The organism is Micromonospora sp. NPDC007208, from assembly GCF_042869175.1.
GTDB classification, from domain to species: Bacteria; Actinomycetota; Actinomycetes; order Mycobacteriales; family Micromonosporaceae; genus Micromonospora; species Micromonospora foliorum.
This window is the reverse complement of sequence record NZ_JBIAFG010000004.1, coordinates 219,656-244,718: the sequence shown is the minus strand read 5'-3', so window position 1 is coordinate 244,718 and position 25,063 is coordinate 219,656. Positions and strand designations below refer to the sequence as shown.

The following is a 25,063-nucleotide window of genomic DNA, read 5'->3' as shown; positions in this document are numbered from 1 at the left end:
CCTCGGAAGTGCCGGGAGTCCGATCTGTGGGAGTCCCAGTGCGAGAATTTCTCAGTTGCTGGTCGGGTTCTCGCGGAGCCAGCGTGGCCCGTACACCTCGGCGCCCAGCGCCGTCACGCGCCCGCGCAACTCCCGGTCCGCGGTGACCACCAGCCGGCGACGCCGCGGCGCGCCCTCCACCAGCTCGACCACCGTGTCGTCGCCGGAGCCGGCGGCGGAGACCACCCGGACGCCCTCGGTGCCCGGCACGTCCCGCGCGGCCCCCTCGACCACCAGGACCACCTCCACCGGGGCGCTCAGCCGGGCCGGCAACCCGACGCTCGCCACCGGGGCGAGCGAGTCGCGCAACCGGGCCGCGGCCCCGGCCCGGTCACGCCACCACCCGTTCGGGCGGGAGCCCACCACGTTGGCGCCATCCACGATCAGCAGCGGGGTCTCATCCATCCCGTCAGCCTGCCACCATCGGCCGGCCCTGGCCCGACGCCACTCCCGGAACGCCGGTCCTCCGCCACCTGCGGCGTTTGTCGCGGCGCGCGCCGGGTAGCCCCTGCCGACCGTGCCGAGCCCTACTGCGGAGGACAGACATGATGGGACCCGGTGACATCGGCTCCGACCCGTGGGACGAATTCCTGGCCAGGTACTTCGGCCGGGGAGAGGGAGGGCGCCGACCGCCGCACCGGGTCGACATCACCCGACTGATGACGGCCGACGCCCGGGAGATGCTTGCCGACGCGGCCCGGCGGGCCGCGCAACGGCAGAGCAGCGACCTGGACACCGACCACCTGCTCTGGGCGGCGCTGCAACGCGAACCGCTACGCGACCTGGTACGCCGAGCCGGGGCCGACCCGGACACCCTGCTCAACGCCCTCGGCGGAAAGGGCGACGGCGCGCCGCGCGGGGAGGTGCCGCCGAACCTGTCGTTGACGCCGGCCGCCAAGCGGGCGCTGCTCGACGCCCACCAGCTGTCCCGGGCGATGGGCGCCAACTACATCGGCCCCGAGCACATCCTGATGGCGCTGCCGCTCAACCCCGAGTCGCCGGCCGGGCGGATGCTGGCCGCCGGCCGGATCCAACCCGAGTCGTTGCAGGCCGCCAACGCCGAGCGCGGGCCGATGAACGGACCGAAGCCGGACCGTGGCACCCCCACCCTGGACCAGTACGGGCAGGACCTCACCGACCTGGCCCGCAACGACCAGATCGACCCGGTGGTCGGCCGGGCCGACGAGATCGAACAGGCCATCGAGATCCTGTCCCGGCGTACCAAGAACAACCCGGTGCTGATCGGCGAGGCCGGCGTCGGCAAGACCGCCATCGTCGAGGGGCTGGCCGAACGGATCTGCGACGGCGACGTGCCGCAGACCCTGCTCGGCAAGCGGGTCGTCCAGCTCGACCTCGCCGGCCTGGTCGCCGGCACCCGATACCGGGGTGACTTCGAGGAACGGCTGAAGAAGGTGATCGACGAGATCCGGGCGCACCGGGACGAGCTGATCATCTTCATGGACGAGATCCACACCCTGGTCGGGGCCGGTGGCGCCGGCAGCGAGGGCGGGATGGACGCGTCCAACATGCTCAAACCCGCCCTCGCCCGGGGTGAGCTGCGGGTGATCGGCGCGACGACGCTTGACGAGTACCGCAAGAGCATCGAGAAGGACGCCGCCCTGGCCCGGCGCTTCCAGCCGGTGCTGGTGCCCGAGCCCAGCGTCGACGACACCATCGCCATCCTGCGCGGGCTGCGCGACCGGTACGAGGCCCACCACCAGGTGCGCTTCACCGACGAGGCGCTGGTCGCCGCCGCCGAGCTGTCCGACAGGTACGTCACCGACCGGTTCCTGCCGGACAAGGCGATCGACCTCATCGACCAGGCCGGCGCCCGGGTGCGGTTGCGCACCCGTACCCCCGCGTCCGACGTGCGGGAGCTGGAGCAGGAACTCGACGACGTACGCCGGGACAAGGAACAGGCCGTCACCGACGAGCAGTACGAGCGGGCCTCCGCGCTGCGCGACCGGATCGCCGAGTTGGAGGAGGACATCCGTCGCGCCAACGGCGAGGACGGCTCGTCCGGCTCCCAGGTGCCCGAGGTGGGCCCGCAGGAGATCGCCGAGGTGGTCTCCCGGGCCACCGGCATCCCGGTCAGCCAGCTCACCGAGGAGGAACGCGACCGGCTGCTGCGCCTGGAGGGTCACCTGCACCAGAAGGTGGTCGGTCAGGACGACGCGGTCACCGCGGTGGCCGAGGCCGTCCGTCGCTCCCGGGCCGGGCTGGCCGACCCGGAACGGCCGATGGGCAGCTTCCTGTTCCTCGGCCCGACCGGTGTCGGCAAGACCGAGCTGGCGCGGGCCCTGGCCGAGGCGTTGTTCGGCGAGGCGGACCGGATGGTCCGGGTGGACATGAGCGAGTTCCAGGAGCGACACACGGTCAGCCGGCTGGTGGGTGCGCCGCCCGGATATGTCGGCTACGAGGAGGCCGGTCAGCTCACCGAGGCGGTGCGTCGCCGCCCGTACGCGGTGGTGCTGCTCGACGAGATCGAGAAGGCCCACCCGGACGTGTTCAACATCCTGCTCCAGGTGCTCGACGACGGGCGGCTCACCGACAGCCAGGGTCGTACGGTGAACTTCAAGAACACCGTGTTGATCATGACGAGCAACCTCGGCTCCGAGCTGATCACCGGCGCCCAGCGCTCGGTCGGCTTCGGCACCGGGGACGTGGGCAGCGAGCAGGAGAGCAACGAGCTGCGGGAGCGGCTCATGCGCCGCCTGCAGGAGAACTTCCGCCCGGAGTTCCTCAACCGCATCGACGAGGTCATCATCTTCCGCCGGCTGGAGGCCGAGCAGTTGCGCGACATCACCGCGCTGCTGCTGGAGGAGACCCGTCGCCGGATGCACGCCCAGGACCTCCAGGTGGAGTTCACCACCGCCGGCATCGACTGGCTCGCCGAACACGGCTACCAGCCGGAGTTCGGCGCCCGCCCGCTGCGCCGGGTGATCCAGCGGGAGGTGGACAACCACCTGTCCCGGATGCTGCTGGAGTCGGCGATCTCGCCGGGGCAGAAGGTCACGGTGGACGTCCGCGACGGCGCACTCACCTTCGACGTGACCGCGGGGGAGCGGGGCTACACCGCCGCCACGACCACACACCCGCGATGAGCGGGCCGGCGCGAGGGGACGACCACGAGGACCCGCACCAGCGCGCGGAGCCCGCGAAGACCCGGGACGAGGACGACCATCCCGACCCGATCCTGGCGCCGCCCACCGCGAACCCCCGCCGCACGCGGGTGCCCGCGGAGGGCCTGCATCCGAAGACCGACCAGGACGACCCGGAGACGTCCGGGCCGCCGCCCGGAGAGGAGACCTGATGGTACGCGAAGCGCGGCTCGACCCCGAGGTGGAAGTGCTCTGGGAGGACTTCCACGCCGAGGTCAACGTCCCGTCGGAGCAGCTGCGGACCTGGCTGCTGACCCGGGGTTCCGGGGAGGAGTCGTTCAGCCCGAACCCGAACCTCGACCTGCCCCAGCCGGGCCGGGAGATCCTCAAGGTGCTCAACAAGCGCAAGGTGGACCTCACCCCGGAGGACATCGAGGTGATGCGGGAGGCGGTCGAGCGGATCCGCGAGCTGATGGACGCCAAGCCGTCACGCGGCAACGCCGACGACACCTGGCGGCACTCCCTGCTGGACCTGGGTCACGACCCGCTCGTCGAACGCTGAGCGACCCGCACGACGGTGCCGTCCCGGGCCGGGACGGCACCGTTGCGCGTCCTGCTACTGGCCCTTGTCGGACTCCAGGCTCGCGATGGTCAGGCCGGCCGCGTCGGCGGCGGCGTCCCGGTCACCGCGGGTCTGGTCCTCCCGGGTGAGCAGGTTGGCGTACTCGGTCACGTCGGCCGGGTCGGGCACCGCCGGCAGGCGGCGCAGGAACGCCTCCACCTCGCGGGTGGCGGCGGTGTGCGCGGCAGCCGCCTGGCGCAGCAGTTCGCGGTCGTCGGCGGGCGGGTAGAGGTCGGTCATGTCCGCCAGATACCCGGCCCACGGCGGTTCGCACCGCCAGCGGCCGGGAATACCTGCCGGTCAGCCCGGCCGGACCCCGGTGGGTTGCCGGACGCCGAACCCCGGGTTGCGGGGCAACCAGGCCAGGTACGCCGGGTGCGGCGCCAACGAGTCGACGTACGCCGCCTTGGCCGTCTCCAGCACCAGTTCCGCGCCCTGGGCGGCGGGGGAGTCCGGGTGCCAGCCGAGCAGGAGCCGCCAGCGCAGCGGCGTCCCGGCGAGTTGACGGGTGACCAGACCGCTCACCGGGCGGAACGTCGCCTGGCACAGGGCCACCGCCACGCCGGCCTCCACCAGGTCGACGCAGCCGCGGATGTCGGTCTCGTACACCTTGCGGGGGGTGAAGCCGGCGCGGGCGCAGGCGGCGGCGAAGCAGTCGGCGAAGCAGCCGTCGCCCGGCGCGGCGACCCACTGCTCGTGGCGCAGGTCCGCCAGGCGTACCTCGTCCTGCGCCGCGAGGGGGTGGGTCTCCGGCAGCAGCACCAGCACCGGGTCGACGGCGACCTCCTGCCAGCTCAACCCGAACCCGGCCGACGGGCTGGCGTCGCCGCACACGCCGGCCAGCGCGAAGTCCAGGCGACCGCCGGCCACCAACTGCGCCAACTCGTCCACCGACCATGACGCGTACGTGGTGATCTGGGCGGGTGGCTGCTCGGCCGCCAACCGGTGCACCAGCCGGCCCAGGATAGGGCTGTTCACCCCACCGAAGCGGTAGCACGGTGGGGTGTCGCCCGCCCCGGCCAGCCGGGCGGCCTCGTCCTGCAGGCCCTTCATGGCCGGTAGCAGCACCCGGGCACGGGCCAGCACCAGCTCACCGAGCGCGGTGGGCCGGGCCCCGCGCCGGTCCCGGTCGAACAGCGGGCCGCCCAGCGTCCGTTCGATGCGTTGGAGCTGGGCGGTGAGCGCAGGCTGGGCCAGGCCGAGCGCCGACGCCGCCTTCGTCACACTTCCCGTCTCCGCGATCGCGCAGACCACCCGCAGGTGACGCAGCTCCAGGTTCATAGGGTGACGGTAGGACTACGCGTCTGCTGGCGGAATAGCCCGAGCGGATCGGTGATAATGAATGCACTCCGGCTGGCGCCGGTCACCGGTCGCGCGGTGGCTCCGGCAGGTCCGCCAGGTACGTCGGCCGGCGCGTCACCGCGTCGAGGACCTTGTCCACCACCCCGACCGCCGGCTCCACGATCCGGTTCCACGGAGGGGTGGCCGGCGTGCCCGGGTGCGGTCGGGTCGGCGCCGCCTCCTCGGCGATCTCCAGCCGGTTGCCGAGCCGGATCAGCTCCTCCTCGGTCGCGACCGCGCGCAGCTCGGTGACCAGCTCGCCCACCCCGTCGACATGCCGGCGGACCCGCTCGGCGACCTCGGTCAGCGCCTCGTCCGTGAGCCCCTTCAGGGCGCTCAGCAGGGCCGCGTCGGCGTTGATCTCCGCGTCCACCCGCTCGGTGGCCGTCGGCAGCGCCGCGCGGACCGCCGGCAGCAGGTACTGCTCCTCGGCGGACAGGTGCCGCGACAGCGCGGCGGTGAGCACCGCCAGCCCCTCCTGCGGTGTGGTGTCCGGGCCGGAGAGCTGCTCCAGCAGCGCCAGCAGTTGCCGGTGCTCCCGGTCGACGATGTCGGCGATGCTGCGACCGGCGGGTCGGTAACCCTCCTCGGGTGCGGGCGCGGGCGGCAGCGGCGGCAGGGGAACAGCGGACATGGTGCCCTCCTCGACTGGCGGGCGGAAGCTCCGGCAGGGACGTACGGTCGTGGGCGGCGGTACCCGAACGCGGCCACGGCGAAACCGACCCGTCGATGCGTGCACCCGCGCCGGCCTGTCGACCGGCTCGGGCTGGTATGAAGAGGCGATGACGAGCGATGCCGCCTCCGCCCGACCCGACCCCACCGCAGAGGTCGTGGACCTCTGCCGCGACCTGCTGCGCATCGACACCACCAACACGGGCGACAACGACACCAGCGTCGGTGAGCGCCGCGCGGCCGAGTACGTGGCGGAGAAGCTCGCCGAGGTGGGCGTGGAGTCCGTCCTGCACGAGTCCGCACCGGGCCGGGCGAACGTGGTGGCCCGCATCCCGGGCACCGACCCGAGCCGGGGCGCGCTGCTGGTGCACGGCCACCTGGACGTGGTGCCCGCCGACGCCGACGAGTGGTCGGTGGACCCGTTCTCCGGCGAGCTGCGCGACGGCTACCTCTGGGGCCGGGGCGCCATCGACATGAAGGACTTCGACGCCATGGTGCTCGCCGTGGTGCGGCACTGGCAGCGCACCGGCGTACGACCCCCGCGCGACATCGTGCTCGCGTACACCGCCGACGAGGAGGCGGGCAGCGACTACGGCGCGCGTTTCCTGGTCGACAACCACCGTGGCCTCTTCGACGGCTGCACCGAGGCGATCGGTGAGGTCGGCGGCTTCTCCTACTCGGTCAACGAGAACCAGCGGCTCTACCTCATCGAGACCGCCGAGAAGGGCATCGACTGGCTGCGGTTGCACGCCAAGGGTCGCCCCGGGCACGGCTCGATGATGCACGACGACAACGCCGTCACGGCGCTCGCCGAGGCGGTCGCCCGGATCGGCCGGCACCGCTTCCCGGTGGTGGTCACCGACACCGTGCGGGCCTTCCTCACCGAGGTCTCCGACCTGCTCGGCATCGAGTTGGACCCGGACGACCCGGAGACGGCCATCGCCAAGCTCGGCCCGATCGCCAACATCATCGGCGCGACCATCCGCAACACCGCCAACCCGACCCGGTTGAGCGCCGGCTACAAGGACAACGTCATCCCCGGCCGGGCCACCGCCACCATCGACTGCCGCAGCCTGCCCGGCCAGTCCGAGCTGCTGGAGCGGCAACTGCGCGAGCTGGTCGGCCCGGACATCGCGATCGAGTACGTCCAGCGGCAGCCGGCGCTGGAGACCACCTTCGACGGTGACCTGGTCGAGGCCATGTCGGCGGCCCTGCGCGCGGAGGACCCGGGGGCGCGGCCCGTCCCGTACATGCTCTCCGGGGGCACCGACGCCAAGGCCTTCTCGCAGCTCGGCATCCGCTGCTTCGGGTTCGCCCCGCTCCGGCTGCCCGCCGACCTGAACTTCTCGGCGTTGTTCCACGGCATCGACGAGCGCGTTCCGGTGGACGGACTACAGTTCGGCGTGCGGGTTCTCGACCGGTTCCTCCGCACCTGCTAGCCGTGTCCGGCCGTAGCCGCCGGCGCGCAACCTCCCCATCGTGAAGGGACTGCCCCACATGACCGACCAGCATGGTGAGCTGGACGCCGCTCTCGAGCGGGTGATCGAAGCGGCCCGCCACCACCTGGCCGCCGTACGCGCCGCGCAGGGCCGCGTCGACGACGACGACGTCTGGCAGGCGTACGTGGCGTTGAACAACGCCTCCTTCGCGTACGACGAGCAGCTGCTCGACGCCTTCGGCGAGGTGACGCCGTGGGATGTCGACTCGATCGACCCGGACGAGGCCGACGAGCGTTTCGGCGGCGGCGAGGGTGCCGAGGCCAGCGACCCGCACCCCCGGGTGATCTCGGTGCGTCAGCGCCGTGACTACCGGGTGCCGAGCGTCGCCGCGCTGCTGCGGGTGGCCGAGGCGGCGCGCCGCGAGGGCACCCCGGAGGACGACGAGCCGGCCCCGGTGGAGGGCGTCGGCGAGGCGGTGCTGGAGCTGCTGCAGAGCGGTGACGGCTCGCTCGGCGCGTTGGATGTCCCAGAGTTGGAACCGCTCGACGGCGTGGTCATGGTCAGCGAGGTCGGCACCCCGGTCGACCTGGAGTCGTTCGACGACGACGACGCGGTCGGCCCGTTCCAACCGGCGGTCGACGACCGGCTGGTCGGTCGGCTCGACGAGCACCCGTTCCTGGAGCTCGACGACGACCACGACCACGCCGGGCACCAGCACTAGGCCGGGTGCCGCCCGGGGTCGACTCCGGCCCCGGGCGGCACCGCCCGGTCGTCAGTACGACAGACCCGGCTGCGGCTGGTTGACCCGCCGACGGCGCAGCACCACCTGGCGCGTGCCGTCCCGGTACAGCCGCACCCGGGCCAACTCCCATCCGGAGAACTCCGCCTGGATCGCCAACTGCGCCGCGGCGGTCAACCGGTCGACGTTCGGCGGCAGCCGCAGTGGCGCGTACTCGTAGTCCATGCCATCCATGCTGCCCAGCCCAGCGGCCGTTCGCCACCCCCTCCGGGGTGACCAACGACGCCACCGCGGGCGGTTCGTGCCACCCCGTGCCCCCGTGCCGCCCCATGCCCCCGTCGCGCCGATCTTGCAGTTCCTGTCGCCGACATGCGTGGAACGCCCCCTATGTCGGGACAGTAAGTGCAAGATCGCTGAGAAGGGCCGGACCTCGGCTGGTCGATCATGGAGTTGTGGTGTCCGGTTTGGCCTTTTGAGGCGACTTTGTTGCCCACCACAACTCCATGATCGGCGGTGCGGTGCGGTGCTCGCCGTCCGGCTAGACAGGAACCAGGCTAGGCAGGAACTGGGCCGGTGGGGACGTTCGCCGTCAGCAGGGCGGCTAGGGCTGGCGCGGCCAGGGCGACCGCTCGGGCGCTGCCCGGGTCGACCGCCAACCCCCAGGCCGGATCCGGCCAGTCCTCGAACAGCTCGGCGCAGGGCAGCGCGACGAACGGCACCCCGTCCCCGGTGAACGCGGTGAGCGCCCCGGGCGAGGTGAAGACCGGCAGCAGTGGCGCGCCGCTCGCGTCGCCGACCACCGTCCACGGGAAATCGGCATCCGGCGCTGGCTCCGCAGCCAGGGGGACGCACACCGTGGCGCCGGCCAGCGCTCCGAGGTAGCCGGGCAGGTCACGCCGGTCGACGGCCGCCGCGAGCACCGCCACCACCGCCGGCTCCGCCGCCGCGGCCGGAGCCGCCCCGGCGGGAGCGGCCTCGACCTGGGCCTCGACTGGTGTCGGCCGGGCGACCGGTAGCGAGGCCGGGCCAGGGCGCGCGGCCGCCAACACCGTCGGGTCGGGTGCGGCCGGCGGCACTATCGGCCCAGAGCCAGAGCCAGAGCCAGAGCCAGAGCCAGAGCCAGGACCAGGGCTCGCGGCTGGCGGCACCGTCGGGCCAGGGCCTGCGGCTGGCGGCAGGGCCCGGCAGGAGAGCGCCGCGGGCTCGTTGGTCAACACCTCGGCGGCGGTACGGGTCACGAACACACTGAGCCGCTCCACCTGCTCCGGAGTGCGCGCCGCCTCGTACCACCAGCCCTCGTCGCCGGTCGGGCGGTGCCAGCCGAGCGCGGCCAGGCGTGCCTCGTCGTGGCCGGGGCAGACCACCCGCACCACCTGGCGGCGCACCAGCAGCCGGATCCCACGCGGACCGGCGGAGAGCTCCAGGTCGGTGTCCCGGTCGCAGCGGGCCACGGTGTCCCGCAGCCGAGCGGCGATCTCCGGCCAGGTCGGCGACGGCGACGTCACGCCGGTGCGCCCGGCAGGCGGTCGTCCAGCCTCCCGAGCCGGGCCACGGTCTCCTCCAGCCGGCCCAGCGCCGAGAAGTCCCCCGGTGTGCCGAACAGGTCGCCGAGCCCCGCGCCGAGCGCGACGTCCAAACCCTCGGTGTGCTCGTCGACGTGCCCGGAGGCGACCTCACGAGCCCGCCGGTACGCGTCGAGCACCAGCTCGGCCACCCCCTCGGTGCCGAGGCGCAGGGCGGCGGGGACGAGGGTGAGGCCGGTCAGCGCGCCGGTGGCGTCGACAGTCGCGGAGACCAGCCCGCTCTCGTCCGTTGCGGTGCCGGACAGCTCGGCCAGGTCGTCGCGGAGGCCCGCGAACCGGCGCTCGATGTCGGCGATCCGCCCGGCGAGCGCGTCGAACGCGGACGTCGGGTCCGTCATGAGATTCCTCCCCGTGGATCCTGCGACCGGGTGGTGCCCGGTGGCCGGGAGATCGTATCGTCGGTGCGCTCGACTCATGCGGGAGGAACGGCATGCCACCGGATATCGAAGTCGACGTGCAGGCGGTCCGTCGACTGGAGACAGCCGCCAAGCAGGTCGCCAGCTCGCTCGCCGCGCTGGAGGGGCAGATCGTATCGGCCGGCGACGTGCCGTCGGACGCCTTCGGCCACCTGCCGTTCGCCAGCGACATGCTCCGCGACAAGTACGCCGAGCAGGTCACCGGCGGCAAGGAGCTGTTCGCCGCCGCGAACGCCGCGTTCGGCCGGGTCGCCACGGCGCTTTCCGACACGGTCGAGGCGTACGAGATCAACGAACGGGACCTCGACGCCGGGTTCAAGGCCATCCAGTCGGGGCTGCCCGGATGAGCGGCCCGGCCGGCAGCGCCGTCCAACTGTGGAACGGCCTGGACAGCGCGCTCTCCGGGGTGCAGGACGCCGTCGACAGTGTCTGCCGGACCCTGGCCTGGCCGCTGATCCAGCTCGTCGACCTGGTCGACGGCGAGCCCGCGGTGCTGCGGGCGAAGGCCGCCGAGTGGGACGCGCTGGCCGCGCAGGTGCGCGACCTGGCGCAGGGGCACCGCGGCACCCGCGAGTCCGCGCAGGCCGGGTGGCGCTCACCGTCCGGTGTGGCGTACGGCCAGCGGTTGGCCGAGGTGGAGCAGCAACTCCTCGACGTCGCCGAGCAGTTCGCCGCGACCGCGGAGTACCTGCGCGGTGTCGCCGACGGTCTGCAGACCGTGCACGACGTGCTGGTGGACCTCTGCGTGGAGTTCGTGAACTTCCTCCTGGTGACGCTGGTGACGGCGTTGCTGATGGCGCCGATCACGATGGGCGCGTCCTGGGCCGCCGGCGTGGGCGTGGCCGTCACCAGGGGCCTGATCGTGGTCACCCGGATGTTGAAGGTCATCCGGCCGCTCGCCGTGCACCTGCAGAAGGTCATCCGGCTGTTGCAACGGGTTCTGCTGTACCTGCGCAAGCTGCGCACGCACCTGGACAAGCTTGTCGACATGCAGAAGGCGCTGCGCACCGGCAAGAAGTACGCCGACAAGCGCCGCGCCGCCGGCAAGCTCGACAAGTGGCACCACAAGTTCCTCGACCCCACCAAGGGCACCTACAAGCTGGGCAAGTCCGGTTCCCCGTTCGACATGGGCGCGCTCGACCGGGCCGCCGCGCTGCGGGCGCACGGGGTCGCCGACGGCGCCCGGGTCATCGCCCGGGACTGGGCGACCCACCTGCCGTGGAACGTGCCGAACTCGGTCGTCCACGGTGTCACCTGGGGGACTGTCGCGTTGACCAGCGGGCTCTCCATTCCGGGCAGCGAACAGGTCGGCGACCAGATCGACCAGGCGGTGCAGGGCGGCGCGGACTGGATCGACCAGAATGTCTTCGGGCAGCCGCCGGCGGGCCAGCCGGCGGGCCGCTAGGGAGGCGACGGGTGATGTCAGGGGAGCGGGGTCGGCTGGGTCGGTTCACCGACGCGGTGCTCGGCGGCGCGCGGGCCGCCCGGGACAAGGCCCGCGAGCTGCGCGACGAGTTCCGCACCAGCGACGAGCCGGAGCGCGCCCTGGTCGCGCCGCTGCTCGTCGGGCAGGACCTCCGCTACGTGGGGCTCGGGCCGGTGCGCCTGTCGCAGACCCACCAGGCCGGTCGGCAGCTCGCCGACGAGGTCGGCGCCGAGTTGGCCGACGCGCTCGACCCGAAGGTGCTGTTCGGGCTGCTCAACATCGTCAACCCGGTGGTCTGGGTCGACGCCGTGTTGACGCCGGTACGGCTCGCCGCGGGTGTGCTGCTGCTGCCGGGCAAGGCCGGCGCCATCGCCGCCGGTGTCCCGGAGTTGGCCGCGCCGGAGCCGGGCCTGCCCCACCAACCCGCCCAGCGGGAGCCGATCCCGCTCACCGAGGAGCAGGAGGCGTTCCGCGCGCTGTTCCGGCTGAGCCAGTACCGTCCGCTGGCCGACCAGCTCGCCGAGATCGCCTACCGCCGCCGGTACGTCTTCAGCGGCGACCTCGCCACCCTCGCCGGCAGCCTGCTGCTCTTCCTGGAGCGTTACAGCGGCACCCCGTTGGCGGTGACCGACACCCACCTGCACCTGCTGCGGATGGGCCCCCGCCCGGACGCCGACCGACCCGACCGGCGTCAACCGCGGGTGCTGTGGAGTGTGCGCCGCGACCGGGTGGCCCGGGTCGACTCCGAGCGGGGGGCGAGCGGGCTCGTGCAGCTCGCCTCCACCATCGTCTTCGACGACGGCTCGTGGATCCGGCTCACCCAGCCCGCGCTCCGCGACGACCAGTCGCGCTTCCTGACCGCGATCCAGGACCTCCCCGGCCAGCGCCCTCAGCCGTGACCCGACGCGCTGTTCAGCCGTGACCCGGCGGGCCGGTCAGCCGTCGCGTTCGGGGTAGCCGACCGGCACCGCGGAGACGTCGTCCAGCGCGGTGGTGATCTCCTCGGGCAGGGTGATCCGTTCCACCTGGAGCGCGCCGAGCAACTGCCCCACCGTGCGGGCGCCGAGGATCGGCGCGGTCACGCCGGGCCGGTCCCGGATCCACGCCAACGCCACCTCCAGCGGCGACACCCCCAGCCCACCGGCCGCGGTCGCCACCGCCTCCACGATGCTGGAGCAGCGCGGCTCCAGGTACGTGGCGACGAACCGTTCGAAGTGCGGCGACGCGGCCCGGGAGTCGGCCGGACGGCCGTGCCGGTACTTGCCGGTGAGCACGCCCCGGCCCAGCGGCGACCAGGGCAGCACGCCGAGGCCGAGCGCGTCGCACGCGGGCAGCACCTCCCGCTCCACACCGCGCTCCAGCAGCGAATATTCCACCTGGGACGCGACCACCGGCGCCCGCCCCGGCCAGGCGGTCTGCCAGGCGGCGGCCCGCGCGGTCTGCCAGCCGGAGAAGTTCGACACACCCACGTAGCGGACCTTGCCGCTGGCCACCGCGTGGTCCAGGGCGGCCAGGGTCTCTTCGAGGGGGGTGTCCGGGTCGTACCCGTGCACCTGGAACAGGTCGACGTGGTCGGTGCCGAGCCGGCGCAGCGACGCGTCCAACGTGCGCAGCAGGTGCCCGCGGGAGCCGTCCCGGCGTCGGCCACTGCCGGGGCGCAACCCGGCCTTGGTGGCGATCAGCAGCTCGTCGCGGGGGACGAGGGAGCCCAGCAGCGAGCCGATCACCGACTCGGCGTCGCCGTCGCCGTACACGTCGGCGGTGTCGATCAGGTTGCCGCCCGCGTCCAGGTAACTCTTCAGCTGAGCGGCCGCATCATCGGCGTCGGTGTCCCGGCCCCAGGTCATGGTGCCGAGCGCGAGCCGGGAAACCGCCAGCCCGCTTCGGCCGAGCGGTCGCTGTTGCATGGGTGAACCTTATTTCGAACCTGCCGCCACCGATATCCTCGCTCCCGTATCTCTGCCGGTTCTGCCGGTTCCGCCGCCTTGGGCTGCCCCGATGGAGGGGGGACCAAAGGTGTCGAGCCGGTGATCGAGTCCGTTATCGGCATTGCGTAACCTGGGGCGACCTGTGCCACGGATGGGGGAGGACCAGTGCGACTCGGGCTCAGTCTCGGATACCAGACGGCGTGGAGCACACCGGCCGACCACCTGGCGCTGGCCCAGGAGGCGGACCGGCTGGGCTATTCGGTGGTGTGGGCGGCGGAGGCCTACGGCTCCGACTCGCCCAGCATGCTCGCCTGGATGGCCGGGCAGACCGAACGGATCGACGTCGGCGCCGCGGTGATGCAGATCCCCGCCCGGACGCCGGCGGCCACCGCCATGACCGCCGCCACGATCGACGCGCTCTCCGGCGGCCGGTTCCGGCTCGGCCTGGGCGTCTCCGGCCCGCAGGTGTCCGAGGGCTGGCACGGCGTGCGCTTCGCCAAGCCGCTGGCCCGGACCCGCGAGTTCGTCGACATCGTCAAGCTGGCCATCGCCCGCAAGGAGGTGGCGTACGACGGTGAGCACTACACGCTGCCGCTGCCGGACGGCCCGGGCAAGGCCCTGCGACTGGGCTTCCACCCACCCCGCGAGCACATACCGATCTACCTGGCCGCGGTCGGCCCGAAGAACCTGGAGCTGGCCGGCGAGATCGCCGACGGCTGGCTGGCCGTGTTCTACGCCCCGGAGTTCGCCGAGGAGCAGCTCGCCTCGGTCCGCGCCGGGCGGGCCAAGGTCGGCAAGGAGCTGGCCGGGTTCGACGTGGTGCCGTCGGTGCCCGTGGTGATCGGCGACGACGTGGCGTCCTGCGCCGAACTCGTCCGCTGGTACGCCGCGCTCTACGTGGGCGGCATGGGCAGCCGGCAGCAGAACTTCTACAACCAGCTCGCCACCCGGATGGGCTACGGCGACGCCGCCCGTGAGGTGCAGGACCTGTACCTGGCCAAGCGGCAGCGCGACGCCGCCGCCGCCGTACCCATGGAGTTCATCGACCGCACCTCGCTGCTCGGCCCGAAGGAGCGCATCGCCGAGCGGATGCGGGAGTACGCCGCGGCCGGCGTCACCACGCTGTCGGTGACCCTCTTCGTGGCCGACCGGGACAGCGGTGTGCAGACCCTGCGTACCGTCGCCGAGGCTCTCGACCTTTCGGGAGTCGGCGAGTGACCTGGGTCGAGGCCATCGTCCTGGGCATCGTCCAGGGACTGACCGAGTTCCTTCCGGTCAGCTCGTCGGGGCATCTGCGGATCACCTCGGCGATCTTCTTCGACCGGGACGCCGGTGCGTCGTTCACCGCGGTCACCCAGCTCGGCACCGAAGCGGCCGTGCTGATCTACTTCGCCAAAGACATCTGGCGGATCACCCGGACCTGGCTGGTGGGCATCCGGGACAAGTCGGTCCGTTCCAGCCTCGACTACCGGATGGGCTGGTACGTGATCGTCGGCTCGATCCCCATCGGGCTGTTCGGTTTCGTGTTCAAGGACCAGATCAAGACCGCCGGGCGCAACCTGTGGGTGGTGGCGACCACGCTGATCGTGTTCGCGTTCGTGCTGGCGTTCGCCGAGTACTGGGGGCGGCAGACCCGCACCCTGGAGAACTTCCGGATGAAGGACGGCATCGTGATGGGCTTCGCCCAGGCGATGGCGCTGGTCCCCGGGGTGTCCCGCTCCGGCGGCACGCTCACCGCCGGCCTGCTGCTCAACCTGACCCGGGAGGCGGCGGCACGGTACTCGTTCCTGCTGGCCATCCCGGCGGTGGTGATGTCCGGCGTGTTCAGCCTCGGGGACGTCTTCGAGCCGTCCGCCCCGGGCACCTCCGTGCCCACCGTGGCCCAGACGATCGTGGCCACCGTCATCGCGTTCGCCATCGGCTACGCGGCCATCGCCTGGCTGCTGCGCTACGTCGCCCACCACACCCTGTACGTCTTCGTGCTGTACCGGGTCGCGCTGGGCACCCTGGTCCTGGCCCTGCTGCTGACCGGCACGATCGACGCCACCTGACCGACAGTCGACGGCCCCCGGCCCCGCCCGCGAGCGGAGCCGGGGGCCGCAGTCGTCCTACCGCCGCCCGCGACGGCCCGGGGCGGAGCCCAGGTCATAGGGTGGTCCCGTGGCGACCCTTCTGCTTCTGCGACACGGCCGAACCACGGCGAACGCCGATGGCGGCCTGGCCGGTCGGCAACCGGTCGAGTTGGACGACACCGGGCGCGCCCAGGCCACCGCGGTCGGCGAGCGGCTGCGGGCGGTGGCGCTGGCGGCCGTGGTGACCAGCCCGCTCATCCGCTGCCGGCAGACCCTGGAGTTGGCGCTTCCGCAGGCCACCCCGGTGGTGGAGGACGGGCTGATCGAGTGCGACTACGGCAGCTGGGAGGGGCAGCCGCTGAAGAAGCTCGCCAAGGAACCGCTCTGGCCGGTGGTCCAGCAGCACCCCAGCGCGGCGGTCTTCCCGGGTGGGGAGGCGATGGCGGCGATGGCGGCGCGTGCCGTGGCGGCGGTGCGAGCCTGGGACGCCCGGGTGAGCGCCGAACACGGGCCCGAGGCGGTCTGGCTGGCGTGTAGCCACGGTGACGTGATCAAGGCCATCGTGGCGGACGCGCTCGGCGTACACCTGGATGCCTTTCAGCGGATCGTGGCCGACCCGGCGTCGGTGACGGCGATCCGGTTCACGCCGCTGCGTCCGTTTCTGGTGCGACTCAACGACACCGGCGGCGACCTGGCGGCGCTGGTGCCGCCGCCGGCCAAGCGGCGTCGGCGCGCGAATCGCGTGGCCGACTCGGACGCGGCCGTGGGCGGCGGGGCGGGTGCGTCGCGGTGAGGCGCGTCACGACACCACCCCCGACCGGGGCGTCAGCGCATGCCGGAACGGCCGCCACGCCCGGGTGTAACCCCTGTTACACCGGGCGCGCCGTCCCTGCGGCGATTCGCGTCGGTGGGGTGCGCGGTGCCAGGGCGGGCCGGATAGGGTCGTGGGTATGACCCACCAGGTGCACGCCTTCGAACCGCCGGAGCGGTTCGTCGCCGGGACTGTCGGGCCGCCGGGGGAGCGCACGTTCTTCCTGCAGGCCCGCGGCGGCGGCAGGCTGGTCAGCGTCGCGCTGGAGAAGGTCCAGGTGTCCCTGCTCGCCGAAAAGCTGGAGGAGCTGCTCACCGAGGCGCAGCGTCGCTTCGGGGTGGACCTGCCCGAGCTGGCGCCGGTGATCGGCGACAACGAGCCGCTGGACACTCCGGTCGACGAGGAGTTCCGGGTCGGGACGCTGGGGCTGGCCTTCGACGTGGACACCGCGACCGTGGTGATCGAGGCGATCGCGGCGGGCGAGGTGGAGCCCGAGGTCGAGCTCGGCGACGAGGATGACGAGGACGACGACGAGGACGACGAGCCGGACGAGGACCTGGATCGGCTCCGGGTCCGGCTCACCCCGCAGGCGACCCGCCAGTTCATCGAGCGGGCCCGGCGAGTGGTCAACGCGGGCCGGCCACCGTGCCCGCTCTGCGGCCAACCGTTGGACCCCGCCGGGCACCTCTGCCCGCGGCACAACGGTTATCACCGGTGACCTCGTCCGGCCTCCAGCCTCGCCAGGACGGCGACGCCGCGCTGCGGCTGCTGCGTGACGGCGCCCTCGACCTGGAGGGTCGGCTGGTCGACGCGTCGAACACGACGCTGCGCGGCATCCTGACCCTGGACGGGGTGACGGCCCGCTGCGTCTACAAGCCGGTCCGTGGCGAGCGCCCACTCTGGGACTTCCCCGACGGCACCCTGGCCGGTCGGGAGGTCTCGGCGTACCTGGTCTCCCGGGCCACCGGTTGGGGCCTGGTGCCGCCCACCGTGCTGCGCGACGGCCCGTTCGGCCCCGGCTCCTGCCAGCTGTGGATCGACGAGCCGGAGGACGCCGAACCGCTCGTCGGGTTCCTGCCCGCCGGGGAGTTGCCGCCGCGCTGGATCCCGATCGCCGCGGCCCGTGACGACGACGGCGCCGCGTACGCCCTCGCCCACGCCGACGACCCACGGCTGGCCCGGCTCGCGGTGCTCGACGCGGTGCTCAACAACGCCGACCGCAAGGGCGGTCACGTGCTCGTCGGGGCCGACGACCGGATCTACGGCGTGGACCACGGGGTGAGCTTCCACGTGGAGGACAAGCTGCGGACGGTGCTCTGGGGTTGGGCCGGTAAGCAGTTGCCCCCGGACGCCGTGGAGATGCTCGACGCGCTGGCCGGGCAGGTCGCCGGGGAGCTCGGCGCGGAGCTGGCCGACCACCTGACGATCAGCGAGGTGGCCGAGGTGGCCGCCCGGGTCGACCGGCTGCGCGAGACCGGCCGCTTCCCCCAGCCTCCGGAGGACTGGCCGGCGATGCCCTGGCCGCCCATGTGAGCCGCTGTCATCTTGATCACCCGTGGGGTGCTCCGGCGTCGTCGCCGGGCTGGCTAGGCTGATCCCATGGAGTCTTGGGCGGGACACGAGGTGCCACGGCTGCCGGGCAGGGGCGAGCCACTGGCGTTGTACGACTCGGCGCGGCAGGGCGTCCACCCGAGTGAGCCGGCGGACGCGGGAAGCATGTACGTCTGCGGCATCACCCCGTACGACGCCACCCACCTCGGCCACGCCGCCACCATGATCACGTTCGACCTGGTGCAGCGGATGTGGCGCGACGCCGGCCGCCCGGTGCGCTACGTGCAGAACGTCACCGACATCGACGACCCGCTGCTGGAGCGGGCCGCCCGCGACGGCGAGGACTGGGTGGTCCTGGCGATGCGCGAGACGGCGCTGTTCCGGGAAGACATGGAGGCGCTGCGGATCATCCCGCCGGCCCACTACGTGGGCGCGGTCGAGTCGATCCCGGACATCGCCGACAAGGTCGAGGTGCTGCTCAAGGACGGCGCCGCGTACCGGCTCGACGACGGCACCGGTGACGTCTACTTCGACATCTCGGCCACGCCCCGCTTCGGCTACGAGTCGAACCTGACCCGCGAGCAGATGCTGGAGATCTTCCCCGAGCGCGGCGGCGACCCCGACCGGGCCGGCAAGCGGGACCCCCTGGACCCGCTGCTGTGGCGCGGCGCCCGCGAGGGCGAGCCGTCCTGGCCGGGCGGCGAGCTGGGCCCGGGCCGCCCCGGCTGGCACATCGAGTGCGCGGTGATCGCGCTCAACCTGCTCGGCGACCGGATCGACGTGCAGGGCGGCGGCAACGACCTGCTGTTCCCGCACCACGAGGCGTCCGCCGCGCACGCCGAGCGGCTCACCGGCCAGGCACCGTTCGCCGAGCACTACGTCCACGCCGGCATGATCGGTCTGGACGGCGAGAAGATGTCCAAGTCCCGCGGCAACCTGGTCTTCGTGTCCCGGCTGCGCGCCGACAAGGTCGACCCGATGGCGATCCGGCTGGCGCTGATCTCCGGGCACTACCGCAGCGACCGTACCTGGACCGACGACCTGCTCACCGCCGCACACGAGCGCCTGGACCGTTGGCGGCGGGCCGCCGCCGCGCCCGCCGGGCCGTCCGGGGCCGAGCTGCTGGCCGAGGTACGCGCCCGCCTGGCCGACGACCTGGACACCCCCGGAGCCCTGGCCGCAGCCGACCGCTGGGCCGACGCGACCCTCGCCGGCGCCACGGACGACCCCGAAGCGCCCGCCCTCTTCGCGAAGACGGTAGACGCCCTCCTGGGCATCCGCCTCTAATCCCTCGCGGCCTCGCGGCCTCGCGGCCTCGCGGCCTCGCGGCCTCGCGGCCTCGCGGCCTCGCCCCGCGCTGACCGGGGTCGATCATGGAGTTGTGGTGGCCGGTATGCGGTGCTGCGCCCCTTATGTGACCCACCGCAACTCCATGATCGAGGAGCGCTCGGGGCAGGGCATAACGCTGCGGGCCGTGCCCCCACTACTTCACCGTCGATCTTGCACTTTCGGTCGTTACGAAAGTCGCCAATCGGGGCAAAGCGGCGACAAGAAGTGCAAGATCGCCGGGCCGGGCCGGGCCGGGGCGGGGCGGGGCGGGGCGGGTCAGCCTAGGACCAGGCCGGGGTCGGGTTCCGGGTCGGGGGTTGGGCCGGGGATCTTGTACTCCTCGGTGAGGGTGGTCATGGGGCCGGGCCAGGTCGCCTGGGACACCTCGATCGGCTTGCGGTGCGCGTCGTACGCGACGTGCAGCAGGTGCAGCACCGGGGTGTCCGGCCGGATCTGGAGGGTCTCGGCCTCCTCCCGGCTCGGCTGGCGGGCGCTGATCGTGTCGGTGGCCGAGACGTACCGCCGTCCGGTGGCTTCCTCGGCCTCCTGGTAGAGCGGCCGGCCGAACGCCTCGGTGCGTTCCAGCGAGGTGCCGGCGGTGTCGCGGGGCAGGAACCAGGAGGCGCCCACCTCGACGGGGGAGTCGTCGGTGCGGACGAGGTGTCGGCGGCAGAGCAGGTTGGTGCCGTCGGACACGCCGAAGGCGTCGGCCACCTCGGCGGGGGCGGGGGCGTGCCCCACGGAGACGAGTTGTTGACGGTATCGGGCGGCCAGGTCGGTGTGGTAGCCGCGGAAGCCTCCGTACCGGCCTCGGGAGAGGCGGTTGAGTCGGCGGCGGGTGCCCCGGACGTACGTACCGGAGCCGGGTTTGGTGATCAGGATGCCCTCGACCCGCAGCTGGTCGACGGCGCGCTGCACGGTCTGCTTGGCGACGCCGAACATCTCGGCGATGGCCGGGATGGACGGCAGCCGCTCGCCCGGCCCCCAGTCGCCGCGGCGGACCTGGGCCTTGAGCTGCGCGGCGATCTGTCGGTGTGGGAACTCGGCGGCCCCGGGGTTGATCTGCACACCCGCCTCCTTGATCACATCTAGGTTCCTAGGATGCCCCAGCGGGTGTGACGGCGCCACCCCAGACACGCGAAAACGGGCCCCCGGACCACAAAAGGTCCGAAGGCCCGCAACGAAGAGCGGCCCGCAGCGAAGAGCGGCCCGCAACGAAGAGCGGCCCGCAGCGAGACAGTGCTACCAGGAGCCGGCGGTGGGGCCGGCGGAGCCGCCCCGGCGGCGCAGGTACTTCTCGAACTCCTGGGCGATCTCGTCACCGGTCAACGGGGTGATCCCCTCGTCGCCGACCCGTTCCTCCAGCTCGCGGACGTACTCGCCCAGCTCGGCGTCCTGCTCGGCGGCGCTGCGCACCCGCTGCTCCCACTCCGCGGACTCCTCGGCGAGGTCGGCCATCGGCACCGGCAGGTCGACGACCTCCTCGACCCGGTGCAGCAGGGCGAGGGTGGCCTTCGGGCAGGGCGGGTTGTTGGCGTAGTGCGGCACGTGCACCCAGAACGAGACGGCGTCCACCTCGGCGCGGGTGCAGGCGTCGTGCAGCACGCCGACGATGCCGGTCGGCCCGTCGTACCGGGTGGGGGTGAGCTGGTAGCGCTCGGCGGCCTGCGCGTCGGAGGCGCTGCCGCTGATCGGCAGCGGCCGGGTGTACGGCACGTCGGCCAGCAACGCGCCGAGCAGCACCACCCGTTCCACCTCCAGGCTGTGGCAGATCTCCAGCACCTGCTCGCAGAACGTCCGCCACCGCATGCTCGGCTCGATGCCGCGGATCAGTACCACGTCGCGGTCGGTGCCCTCCGGGCTGGCCACCATGAACCGGGTCGTCGGCCACTCCACCCGCCGGGTCTCCCCGTCGGCCATGGTGATCGTGGGCCGGCTGACCTGGAAGTCGTAGAAGTCCTCCGGATCCAGCTCGGCGATCTGCCGCGCGTTCCAGACCTGCTCCAGGTGCTCGACCGCGGCGGTGGACGCGTCGGCGGCGTCATTCCAGCCCTCGAAAGCGGCGATCGCCACCGGGGACCGCAGTACCGGCAGTCCGTCGAACTCGGTCACGCCGTCACCTCACCCTGCTCGTCGCGGCTGGCGCCGGGACCGCGCCCGGTCGTCATACCGTGTGGCACGGCGGCGTCCCTGTTGTCCTTCACGTCCGTCAGCCTACGTGCAGGGCGAGGGTGCGGCCCGGTGGCCGCGCCGGTCGGCCGCTCCGGCAGCAGGTCATACCCAAACGAACCGGACAGGGTGATCCCCGTGACACAATAGGGGATCGCTCGAGGAAAGTCGTGGAGTCCGGCCGGGTCGCACTAACCTGAACGGGTGCGGACTTCATTGATGGATGTGCTAGCTGATCGCATTCTCATCGCCGACGGCGCGATGGGCACGATGCTGCAGGCCGCGGACCTCACGCTCGACGACTTCGACGGGCTGGAGGGGTGCAACGAGATCCTCAACGTCACGCGCCCGGACGTGGTGCGCGGGGTGCACGACGCCTACCTGGCCGTGGGTGCCGACTGCGTGGAGACCAACACCTTCGGCGCCAACCTCGCCAACCTCGCCGAGTACGACATCCCGCACCGCATCCGCGAGTTGTCCGAGGCGGGCGCCCGGATCGCGCGGGAGGCCGCCGACGCGGCCAGCACCCCGCAGCGGCCCCGGTTCGTGCTCGGCTCGATCGGGCCGGGCACCAAGCTGCCCACCCTCGGGCACGCCGACTACTCGACCCTGCGCGACGCCTACCAGGAGAACGCCGCGGGTCTGATCGTCGGTGGCGCGGACGCGCTGATCATCGAGACCTGCCAGGACCTGCTTCAGGTCAAGGCGGCCGTGGTCGGGTCGAAGCGGGCGATGGCCGAGCTGGGCCAGCCGGTGCCGATCATCTGTCACGTGGCCGTGGAGACCACCGGCACGATGCTGGTCGGCAGTGAGATCGGCGCGGCCCTCGCCGCGATCGAGCCACTCGGTGTGGACCTGATCGGGCTCAACTGCTCGACCGGCCCGGCCGAGATGAGCGAGCACCTGCGCTACCTGTCGCAGCACTCCCGCATCCCGCTGTCGGTGATGCCGAACGCCGGCCTGCCGGTGCTGACCGCCGACGGGGCGTACTTCCCGCTGACTCCCGTGGAGCTGGCCGACGCCCTGGAGCGGTTCATCACCGAGTACGGCGTGGGGCTGGTCGGCGGCTGCTGCGGCACCACCCCGGAGCACATCCGGGTGCTGGCCGAGCGGCTGCACGGCGTCACCGCCCCGGCCCGCGAGCCCCGGCACGAGGCGGGCGTCTCCTCGGTGTACCACCCGGTTCCGTTCGCCCAGGACGCGTCGGTGCTGATGGTGGGGGAGCGGACCAACGCCAACGGCTCGAAGGCGTTCCGGGAGGCGATGCTCGCCGGCGACTGGCGGGCCTGTGTGGAGATCGCCCGCAGTCAGGCACGCGACGGCTCGCACCTGCTCGACCTGTGCGTGGACTACGTCGGGCGCGACGGCACGCAGGACATGCGGGAACTGGCCGGCCGGTTCGCCACCGCGTCCACCCTGCCGATCATGTTGGACTCCACCGAGCCGAACGTGGTGGAGGCCGGGTTGGAGATGCTCGGCGGCCGCTGCGTGGTCAACTCGGTGAACTTCGAGGACGGCGACGGCCCCGACTCCCGGTACGCGCGGGTGATGCCGATCGTGCGCGAGCACGGCGCCGCGGTGGTGGCGCTGCTCATCGACGAGGAGGGCCAGGCCCGTACCCAGGAGTGGAAGGTCCGGGTCGCGGCGCGGCTGATCGACGACCTGACCACCCGGTGGGGCATGGACCGCTCCGACATCCTGATCGACGCGCTGACCTTCCCGATCGCCACCGGGCAGGAGGAGACCCGCCGCGACGGCATCGAGACGATCGAGGCGATCCGGGAGATCTCCCGCCGCTACCCGGGCGTCAACTTCACCCTGGGCATCTCGAACATCTCCTTCGGGCTCAACCCGGCGGCCCGGCAGGTGCTCAACTCGGTGTTCCTGCACGAGTGCGTGCAGGCCGGCCTGACGTCGGCGATCGTGCACGCCAGCAAGATCCTGCCGATGTCGAAGATCCCCGACGAGCAGCGCGAGGTCGCCCTGGACCTGGTCTACGACAGGCGCCGCGAGGGGTACGACCCGGTGCAGCGTTTCCTGGAGCTGTTCGAGGGCGTCGACGTGACAAGCGCCCGGGCCAGCCGCGCCCAGGAGTTGGCGGCGCTGCCGTTGGACGAGCGGCTCAAGCGGCGGATCATCGACGGTGAGCGCAACGGCCTGGAGGCCGACCTGGACGAGGCGATGGCCGGCGGCCGGTCCCCGTTGTCGATCATCAATGACATTCTGCTGGACGGCATGAAGGTGGTCGGTGAGCTGTTCGGCTCCGGCCAGATGCAGTTGCCGTTCGTGCTCCAGTCCGCCGAGGTGATGAAGACCGCGGTGGCCTACCTGGAACCGCACATGGAGACCGCGGAGGACGGCGGCAAGGGCCGCATCGTGCTCGCCACCGTGCGCGGCGACGTGCACGACATCGGCAAGAACCTGGTCGACATCATCCTGTCCAACAACGGCTACGAGGTGGTGAACATCGGCATCAAGCAGCCGATCAGCGCCATCCTGGAGGCCGCCGAGCAGCACCGCGCCGACGCGATCGGCATGTCCGGGCTGCTGGTGAAGAGCACGGTCATCATGAAGGAGAACCTGGCCGAGATGGCCACCCGCGGGGTCGCGGAGCGTTGGCCCGTCCTGCTGGGTGGCGCGGCGCTGACCCGCGCGTACGTCGAGGACGACCTGCGGTCGACGTTCCCCGGGCAGGTGCACTACGCGCGGGACGCGTTCGAGGGCCTGTCCCTGATGGACCGGGTGATGACCGCCAAGCGTGGCGGCGCCCCGGTGATCGACCCGGAGCGGGAGGCGGCTCTCGCGGCCCGGCGGGCGCGCCGGGAACGGCAGCGCTCGATGGTCACCACGTCGCTGCCCGAGCTGCACGACTCCTCGGTCCGTTCCGACGTGTCAGCCGACGTGGCGGTGCCCACCCCGCCGTTCTTCGGCACCCGCGTCGTCAAGGGCGTGCCGATGGCCGACTACGCGGCGCTGCTCGACGAGCGGGCCACCTTCTCGGGGCAGTGGGGGCTGCGCGGCGCCCGGGGCGGCAGCGGACCCTCCTACGAGGAACTGGTCGAGACCGAGGGGCGGCCGCGTCTGCGGTACTGGCTGGACCGGCTGATCGCCGACCAGGTCCTTGAGGCAGCCGTGGTGTACGGCTACTTCCCGGCGTACTCCGAAGGCAACGACCTGGTGGTGCTCGACGAGAACGGGCACGCGGAGCGCGCCCGGTTCTCCTTCCCCCGGCAGCGGCAGGAGCGGCGGCTCTGCCTGGCGGACTTCTTCAAGCCCCAGGGCGACCAGCTCGATGTGGTCGCGTTGCAACTGGTCACCGTCGGCCAGCCGGTCAGCGAGTACGCGGCGAAGCTGTTCGCCCGCAACGAGTACCGCGACTACCTGGAGGTGCACGGCCTCTCCGTGCAGCTCACCGAGGCCCTCGCCGAATACTGGCACCAGCGCATCCGCGCCGAGATGACCCTGCCCGACGGTCGTCCGCTGGGGCACGACGACCCGGCGGACCTGGCCGGGATCCTGCACAACGACTACCGGGGCTGCCGGTACGCGTTCGGCTACCCGGCCTGCCCCGACCTGGAGGACCGGGCGAAGATCATGGATCTGCTGGGCGCGGACCGGATCGGGGTCGAGCTGTCCGAGGAGTTCCAGCTCATGCCGGAGCAGGCCACCGACGCGATCGTGGTCCACCACCCGGAGGCCAACTACTTCAACGCCAAGTGACGGGCACAGGTGCCCTGACCTGCACCTGAGGTCGTCCGGACGGCCGCTGATCCATGATCATGCCGTCCGGCGACCAGGCCGAGCACACGAACTGCGGCAGGAAAG

25 protein-coding genes are annotated in these 25,063 nt (G+C 72.4%); 15 read left to right on the top strand and 10 right to left on the bottom strand.

The window, feature by feature from the left end:
* Positions 1-51: 51 nt before the first annotated feature.
* The gene (locus tag ACFYL6_RS10315) at positions 52-444 is read right to left on the bottom strand and encodes a hypothetical protein (RefSeq protein WP_387169891.1); all 393 of its coding nucleotides are present in this window, start codon (positions 442-444) and stop codon (positions 52-54) included.
* Positions 445-584: 140 nt separating this feature from the next.
* Here ACFYL6_RS10315 and ACFYL6_RS10310 point away from each other — a divergent pair, with 140 nt between their 5' ends.
* The 3 genes from ACFYL6_RS10310 to ACFYL6_RS10300 are packed head-to-tail and all read left to right on the top strand — an operon-like array spanning position 585 to position 3,702.
* Positions 585-3,143: an ATP-dependent Clp protease ATP-binding subunit gene (locus tag ACFYL6_RS10310; RefSeq protein WP_238660179.1), complete on the top strand. Its 2,559-nt coding sequence runs from the start codon at positions 585-587 to the stop codon at positions 3,141-3,143.
* On the top strand, positions 3,140-3,352 hold the full coding sequence (locus ACFYL6_RS10305; protein WP_387169888.1) for a hypothetical protein: 213 nt from the start codon (positions 3,140-3,142) through the stop codon (positions 3,350-3,352). The genes ACFYL6_RS10310 and ACFYL6_RS10305 overlap by 4 nt, the downstream gene beginning before the upstream one ends.
* Entirely contained in the window at positions 3,352-3,702 is a 351-nt protein-coding gene (locus ACFYL6_RS10300; protein WP_357351511.1) for a DUF3140 domain-containing protein, read from the top strand. Before ACFYL6_RS10305 ends, ACFYL6_RS10300 begins: the two co-directional genes overlap by 1 nt.
* Before the next feature lie 54 nt (positions 3,703-3,756).
* On the opposite strand, the gene ACFYL6_RS10295 is transcribed toward ACFYL6_RS10300, so the two are convergent.
* From ACFYL6_RS10295 to ACFYL6_RS10285, 3 genes are all read right to left on the bottom strand, one after another.
* Positions 3,757-4,002 (bottom strand): hypothetical protein, encoded by a 246-nt coding sequence (locus tag ACFYL6_RS10295; protein WP_053655798.1) that lies wholly within the window; start codon positions 4,000-4,002, stop codon positions 3,757-3,759.
* 60 nt (positions 4,003-4,062) lie between these two features.
* Positions 4,063-5,043 (bottom strand): LysR family transcriptional regulator, encoded by a 981-nt coding sequence (locus tag ACFYL6_RS10290; RefSeq protein ID WP_238660183.1) that lies wholly within the window; start codon positions 5,041-5,043, stop codon positions 4,063-4,065.
* An 82-nt stretch (positions 5,044-5,125) separates the two neighbouring features.
* Entirely contained in the window at positions 5,126-5,737 is a 612-nt protein-coding gene (locus ACFYL6_RS10285; protein WP_387169885.1) for a hemerythrin domain-containing protein, read from the bottom strand.
* 148 nt (positions 5,738-5,885) lie between these two features.
* Here ACFYL6_RS10285 and ACFYL6_RS10280 point away from each other — a divergent pair, with 148 nt between their 5' ends.
* Together ACFYL6_RS10280 and ACFYL6_RS10275 are read left to right on the top strand one after the other, a co-directional pair.
* Complete coding sequence (locus ACFYL6_RS10280; RefSeq protein WP_387169883.1) at positions 5,886-7,214, top strand: M20/M25/M40 family metallo-hydrolase; 1,329 nt, start codon at positions 5,886-5,888, stop codon at positions 7,212-7,214.
* 58 nt (positions 7,215-7,272) lie between these two features.
* Entirely contained in the window at positions 7,273-7,935 is a 663-nt protein-coding gene (locus tag ACFYL6_RS10275; protein WP_387169881.1) for a hypothetical protein, read from the top strand.
* Between the two features lie 51 nt (positions 7,936-7,986).
* On the opposite strand, the gene ACFYL6_RS10270 is transcribed toward ACFYL6_RS10275, so the two are convergent.
* From ACFYL6_RS10270 to ACFYL6_RS10260, 3 genes are all read right to left on the bottom strand, one after another.
* Complete coding sequence (locus ACFYL6_RS10270) at positions 7,987-8,178, bottom strand: DUF5703 family protein (RefSeq protein ID WP_013734349.1); 192 nt, start codon at positions 8,176-8,178, stop codon at positions 7,987-7,989.
* Positions 8,179-8,507: 329 nt separating this feature from the next.
* Entirely contained in the window at positions 8,508-9,458 is a 951-nt protein-coding gene (locus tag ACFYL6_RS10265; protein ID WP_387169879.1) for an SseB family protein, read from the bottom strand.
* Entirely contained in the window at positions 9,455-9,874 is a 420-nt protein-coding gene (locus tag ACFYL6_RS10260) for a YbaB/EbfC family nucleoid-associated protein (protein ID WP_387169877.1), read from the bottom strand. The genes ACFYL6_RS10265 and ACFYL6_RS10260 overlap by 4 nt, the downstream gene beginning before the upstream one ends.
* Positions 9,875-9,966: 92 nt before the next feature.
* Between ACFYL6_RS10260 and ACFYL6_RS10255 the strand changes: the two genes are divergently transcribed.
* From ACFYL6_RS10255 to ACFYL6_RS10245, 3 genes are read left to right on the top strand one after another with little or no spacing between them, the layout of a single operon-like run.
* Entirely contained in the window at positions 9,967-10,299 is a 333-nt protein-coding gene (locus tag ACFYL6_RS10255; RefSeq protein WP_387169875.1) for a hypothetical protein, read from the top strand.
* On the top strand, positions 10,296-11,357 hold the full coding sequence (locus ACFYL6_RS10250) for a WXG100 family type VII secretion target (protein WP_387169873.1): 1,062 nt from the start codon (positions 10,296-10,298) through the stop codon (positions 11,355-11,357). Before ACFYL6_RS10255 ends, ACFYL6_RS10250 begins: the two co-directional genes overlap by 4 nt.
* 11 nt (positions 11,358-11,368) lie before the next feature.
* Positions 11,369-12,277, top strand: a complete 909-nt coding sequence (locus ACFYL6_RS10245) for a hypothetical protein (RefSeq protein ID WP_387169871.1) — start codon at positions 11,369-11,371, stop codon at positions 12,275-12,277.
* A gap of 36 nt (positions 12,278-12,313) precedes the next feature.
* On the opposite strand, the gene ACFYL6_RS10240 is transcribed toward ACFYL6_RS10245, so the two are convergent.
* Positions 12,314-13,285: an aldo/keto reductase gene (locus ACFYL6_RS10240; protein WP_130400857.1), complete on the bottom strand. Its 972-nt coding sequence runs from the start codon at positions 13,283-13,285 to the stop codon at positions 12,314-12,316.
* Positions 13,286-13,471: 186 nt separating this feature from the next.
* Between ACFYL6_RS10240 and ACFYL6_RS10235 the strand changes: the two genes are divergently transcribed.
* From ACFYL6_RS10235 to mshC, 6 genes are all read left to right on the top strand, one after another.
* Positions 13,472-14,524, top strand: coding sequence for an LLM class F420-dependent oxidoreductase (locus tag ACFYL6_RS10235; protein WP_030332780.1), 1,053 nt, complete (start codon positions 13,472-13,474; stop codon positions 14,522-14,524).
* Positions 14,521-15,357: an undecaprenyl-diphosphate phosphatase gene (locus ACFYL6_RS10230; protein WP_091408473.1), complete on the top strand. Its 837-nt coding sequence runs from the start codon at positions 14,521-14,523 to the stop codon at positions 15,355-15,357. Before ACFYL6_RS10235 ends, ACFYL6_RS10230 begins: the two co-directional genes overlap by 4 nt.
* A gap of 109 nt (positions 15,358-15,466) precedes the next feature.
* On the top strand, positions 15,467-16,171 hold the full coding sequence (locus tag ACFYL6_RS10225) for an MSMEG_4193 family putative phosphomutase (protein ID WP_387169868.1): 705 nt from the start codon (positions 15,467-15,469) through the stop codon (positions 16,169-16,171).
* Between the two features lie 157 nt (positions 16,172-16,328).
* Positions 16,329-16,907 (top strand): DUF3090 domain-containing protein, encoded by a 579-nt coding sequence (locus ACFYL6_RS10220; protein ID WP_357648281.1) that lies wholly within the window; start codon positions 16,329-16,331, stop codon positions 16,905-16,907.
* Positions 16,904-17,722 carry an SCO1664 family protein gene (locus tag ACFYL6_RS10215; RefSeq protein WP_387169866.1) on the top strand — a complete coding sequence of 273 codons (819 nt, stop codon included), beginning with the start codon at positions 16,904-16,906 and terminating at the stop codon, positions 17,720-17,722. Before ACFYL6_RS10220 ends, ACFYL6_RS10215 begins: the two co-directional genes overlap by 4 nt.
* Positions 17,723-17,788: 66 nt before the next feature.
* Positions 17,789-19,027, top strand: coding sequence for a cysteine--1-D-myo-inosityl 2-amino-2-deoxy-alpha-D-glucopyranoside ligase (gene mshC, locus ACFYL6_RS10210; RefSeq protein ID WP_387169864.1), 1,239 nt, complete (start codon positions 17,789-17,791; stop codon positions 19,025-19,027).
* Positions 19,028-19,345: 318 nt separating this feature from the next.
* Here mshC and ACFYL6_RS10205 read toward each other — a convergent pair whose 3' ends face one another.
* Positions 19,346-20,137, bottom strand: a complete 792-nt coding sequence (locus ACFYL6_RS10205; protein ID WP_091408867.1) for a GntR family transcriptional regulator — start codon at positions 20,135-20,137, stop codon at positions 19,346-19,348.
* A gap of 174 nt (positions 20,138-20,311) precedes the next feature.
* Entirely contained in the window at positions 20,312-21,181 is an 870-nt protein-coding gene (locus ACFYL6_RS10200; protein ID WP_030332815.1) for a PAC2 family protein, read from the bottom strand.
* Positions 21,182-21,457: 276 nt separating this feature from the next.
* Between ACFYL6_RS10200 and metH the strand changes: the two genes are divergently transcribed.
* Positions 21,458-24,958 carry a methionine synthase gene (gene metH / locus ACFYL6_RS10195; protein WP_387169862.1) on the top strand — a complete coding sequence of 1,167 codons (3,501 nt, stop codon included), beginning with the start codon at positions 21,458-21,460 and terminating at the stop codon, positions 24,956-24,958.
* The last annotated feature ends 105 nt before the right edge of the window (positions 24,959-25,063 follow it).

Excerpts from the sequence above, each read along its gene's own strand:
- ACFYL6_RS10315 (WP_387169891.1), bottom strand. The coding sequence starts at position 444 with ATGGATGAGACCCCGCTGCTGATCGTGGATGGCGCCAACGTGGTGGGC.
- ACFYL6_RS10310 (WP_238660179.1), top strand. The coding sequence starts at position 585 with ATGATGGGACCCGGTGACATCGGCTCCGACCCGTGGGACGAATTCCTG.
- ACFYL6_RS10305 (WP_387169888.1), top strand. The coding sequence starts at position 3,140 with ATGAGCGGGCCGGCGCGAGGGGACGACCACGAGGACCCGCACCAGCGC.
- ACFYL6_RS10300 (WP_357351511.1), top strand. The coding sequence starts at position 3,352 with ATGGTACGCGAAGCGCGGCTCGACCCCGAGGTGGAAGTGCTCTGGGAG.
- ACFYL6_RS10295 (WP_053655798.1), bottom strand. The coding sequence starts at position 4,002 with ATGACCGACCTCTACCCGCCCGCCGACGACCGCGAACTGCTGCGCCAG.
- ACFYL6_RS10290 (WP_238660183.1), bottom strand. The coding sequence starts at position 5,043 with ATGAACCTGGAGCTGCGTCACCTGCGGGTGGTCTGCGCGATCGCGGAG.
- ACFYL6_RS10285 (WP_387169885.1), bottom strand. The coding sequence starts at position 5,737 with ATGTCCGCTGTTCCCCTGCCGCCGCTGCCGCCCGCGCCCGCACCCGAG.
- ACFYL6_RS10280 (WP_387169883.1), top strand. The coding sequence starts at position 5,886 with ATGACGAGCGATGCCGCCTCCGCCCGACCCGACCCCACCGCAGAGGTC.
- ACFYL6_RS10275 (WP_387169881.1), top strand. The coding sequence starts at position 7,273 with ATGACCGACCAGCATGGTGAGCTGGACGCCGCTCTCGAGCGGGTGATC.
- ACFYL6_RS10270 (WP_013734349.1), bottom strand. The coding sequence starts at position 8,178 with ATGGACTACGAGTACGCGCCACTGCGGCTGCCGCCGAACGTCGACCGG.
- ACFYL6_RS10260 (WP_387169877.1), bottom strand. The coding sequence starts at position 9,874 with ATGACGGACCCGACGTCCGCGTTCGACGCGCTCGCCGGGCGGATCGCC.
- ACFYL6_RS10255 (WP_387169875.1), top strand. The coding sequence starts at position 9,967 with ATGCCACCGGATATCGAAGTCGACGTGCAGGCGGTCCGTCGACTGGAG.
- ACFYL6_RS10250 (WP_387169873.1), top strand. The coding sequence starts at position 10,296 with ATGAGCGGCCCGGCCGGCAGCGCCGTCCAACTGTGGAACGGCCTGGAC.
- ACFYL6_RS10240 (WP_130400857.1), bottom strand. The coding sequence starts at position 13,285 with ATGCAACAGCGACCGCTCGGCCGAAGCGGGCTGGCGGTTTCCCGGCTC.
- ACFYL6_RS10220 (WP_357648281.1), top strand. The coding sequence starts at position 16,329 with ATGACCCACCAGGTGCACGCCTTCGAACCGCCGGAGCGGTTCGTCGCC.
- mshC (WP_387169864.1), top strand. The coding sequence starts at position 17,789 with ATGGAGTCTTGGGCGGGACACGAGGTGCCACGGCTGCCGGGCAGGGGC.
- metH (WP_387169862.1), top strand. The coding sequence starts at position 21,458 with ATGGATGTGCTAGCTGATCGCATTCTCATCGCCGACGGCGCGATGGGC.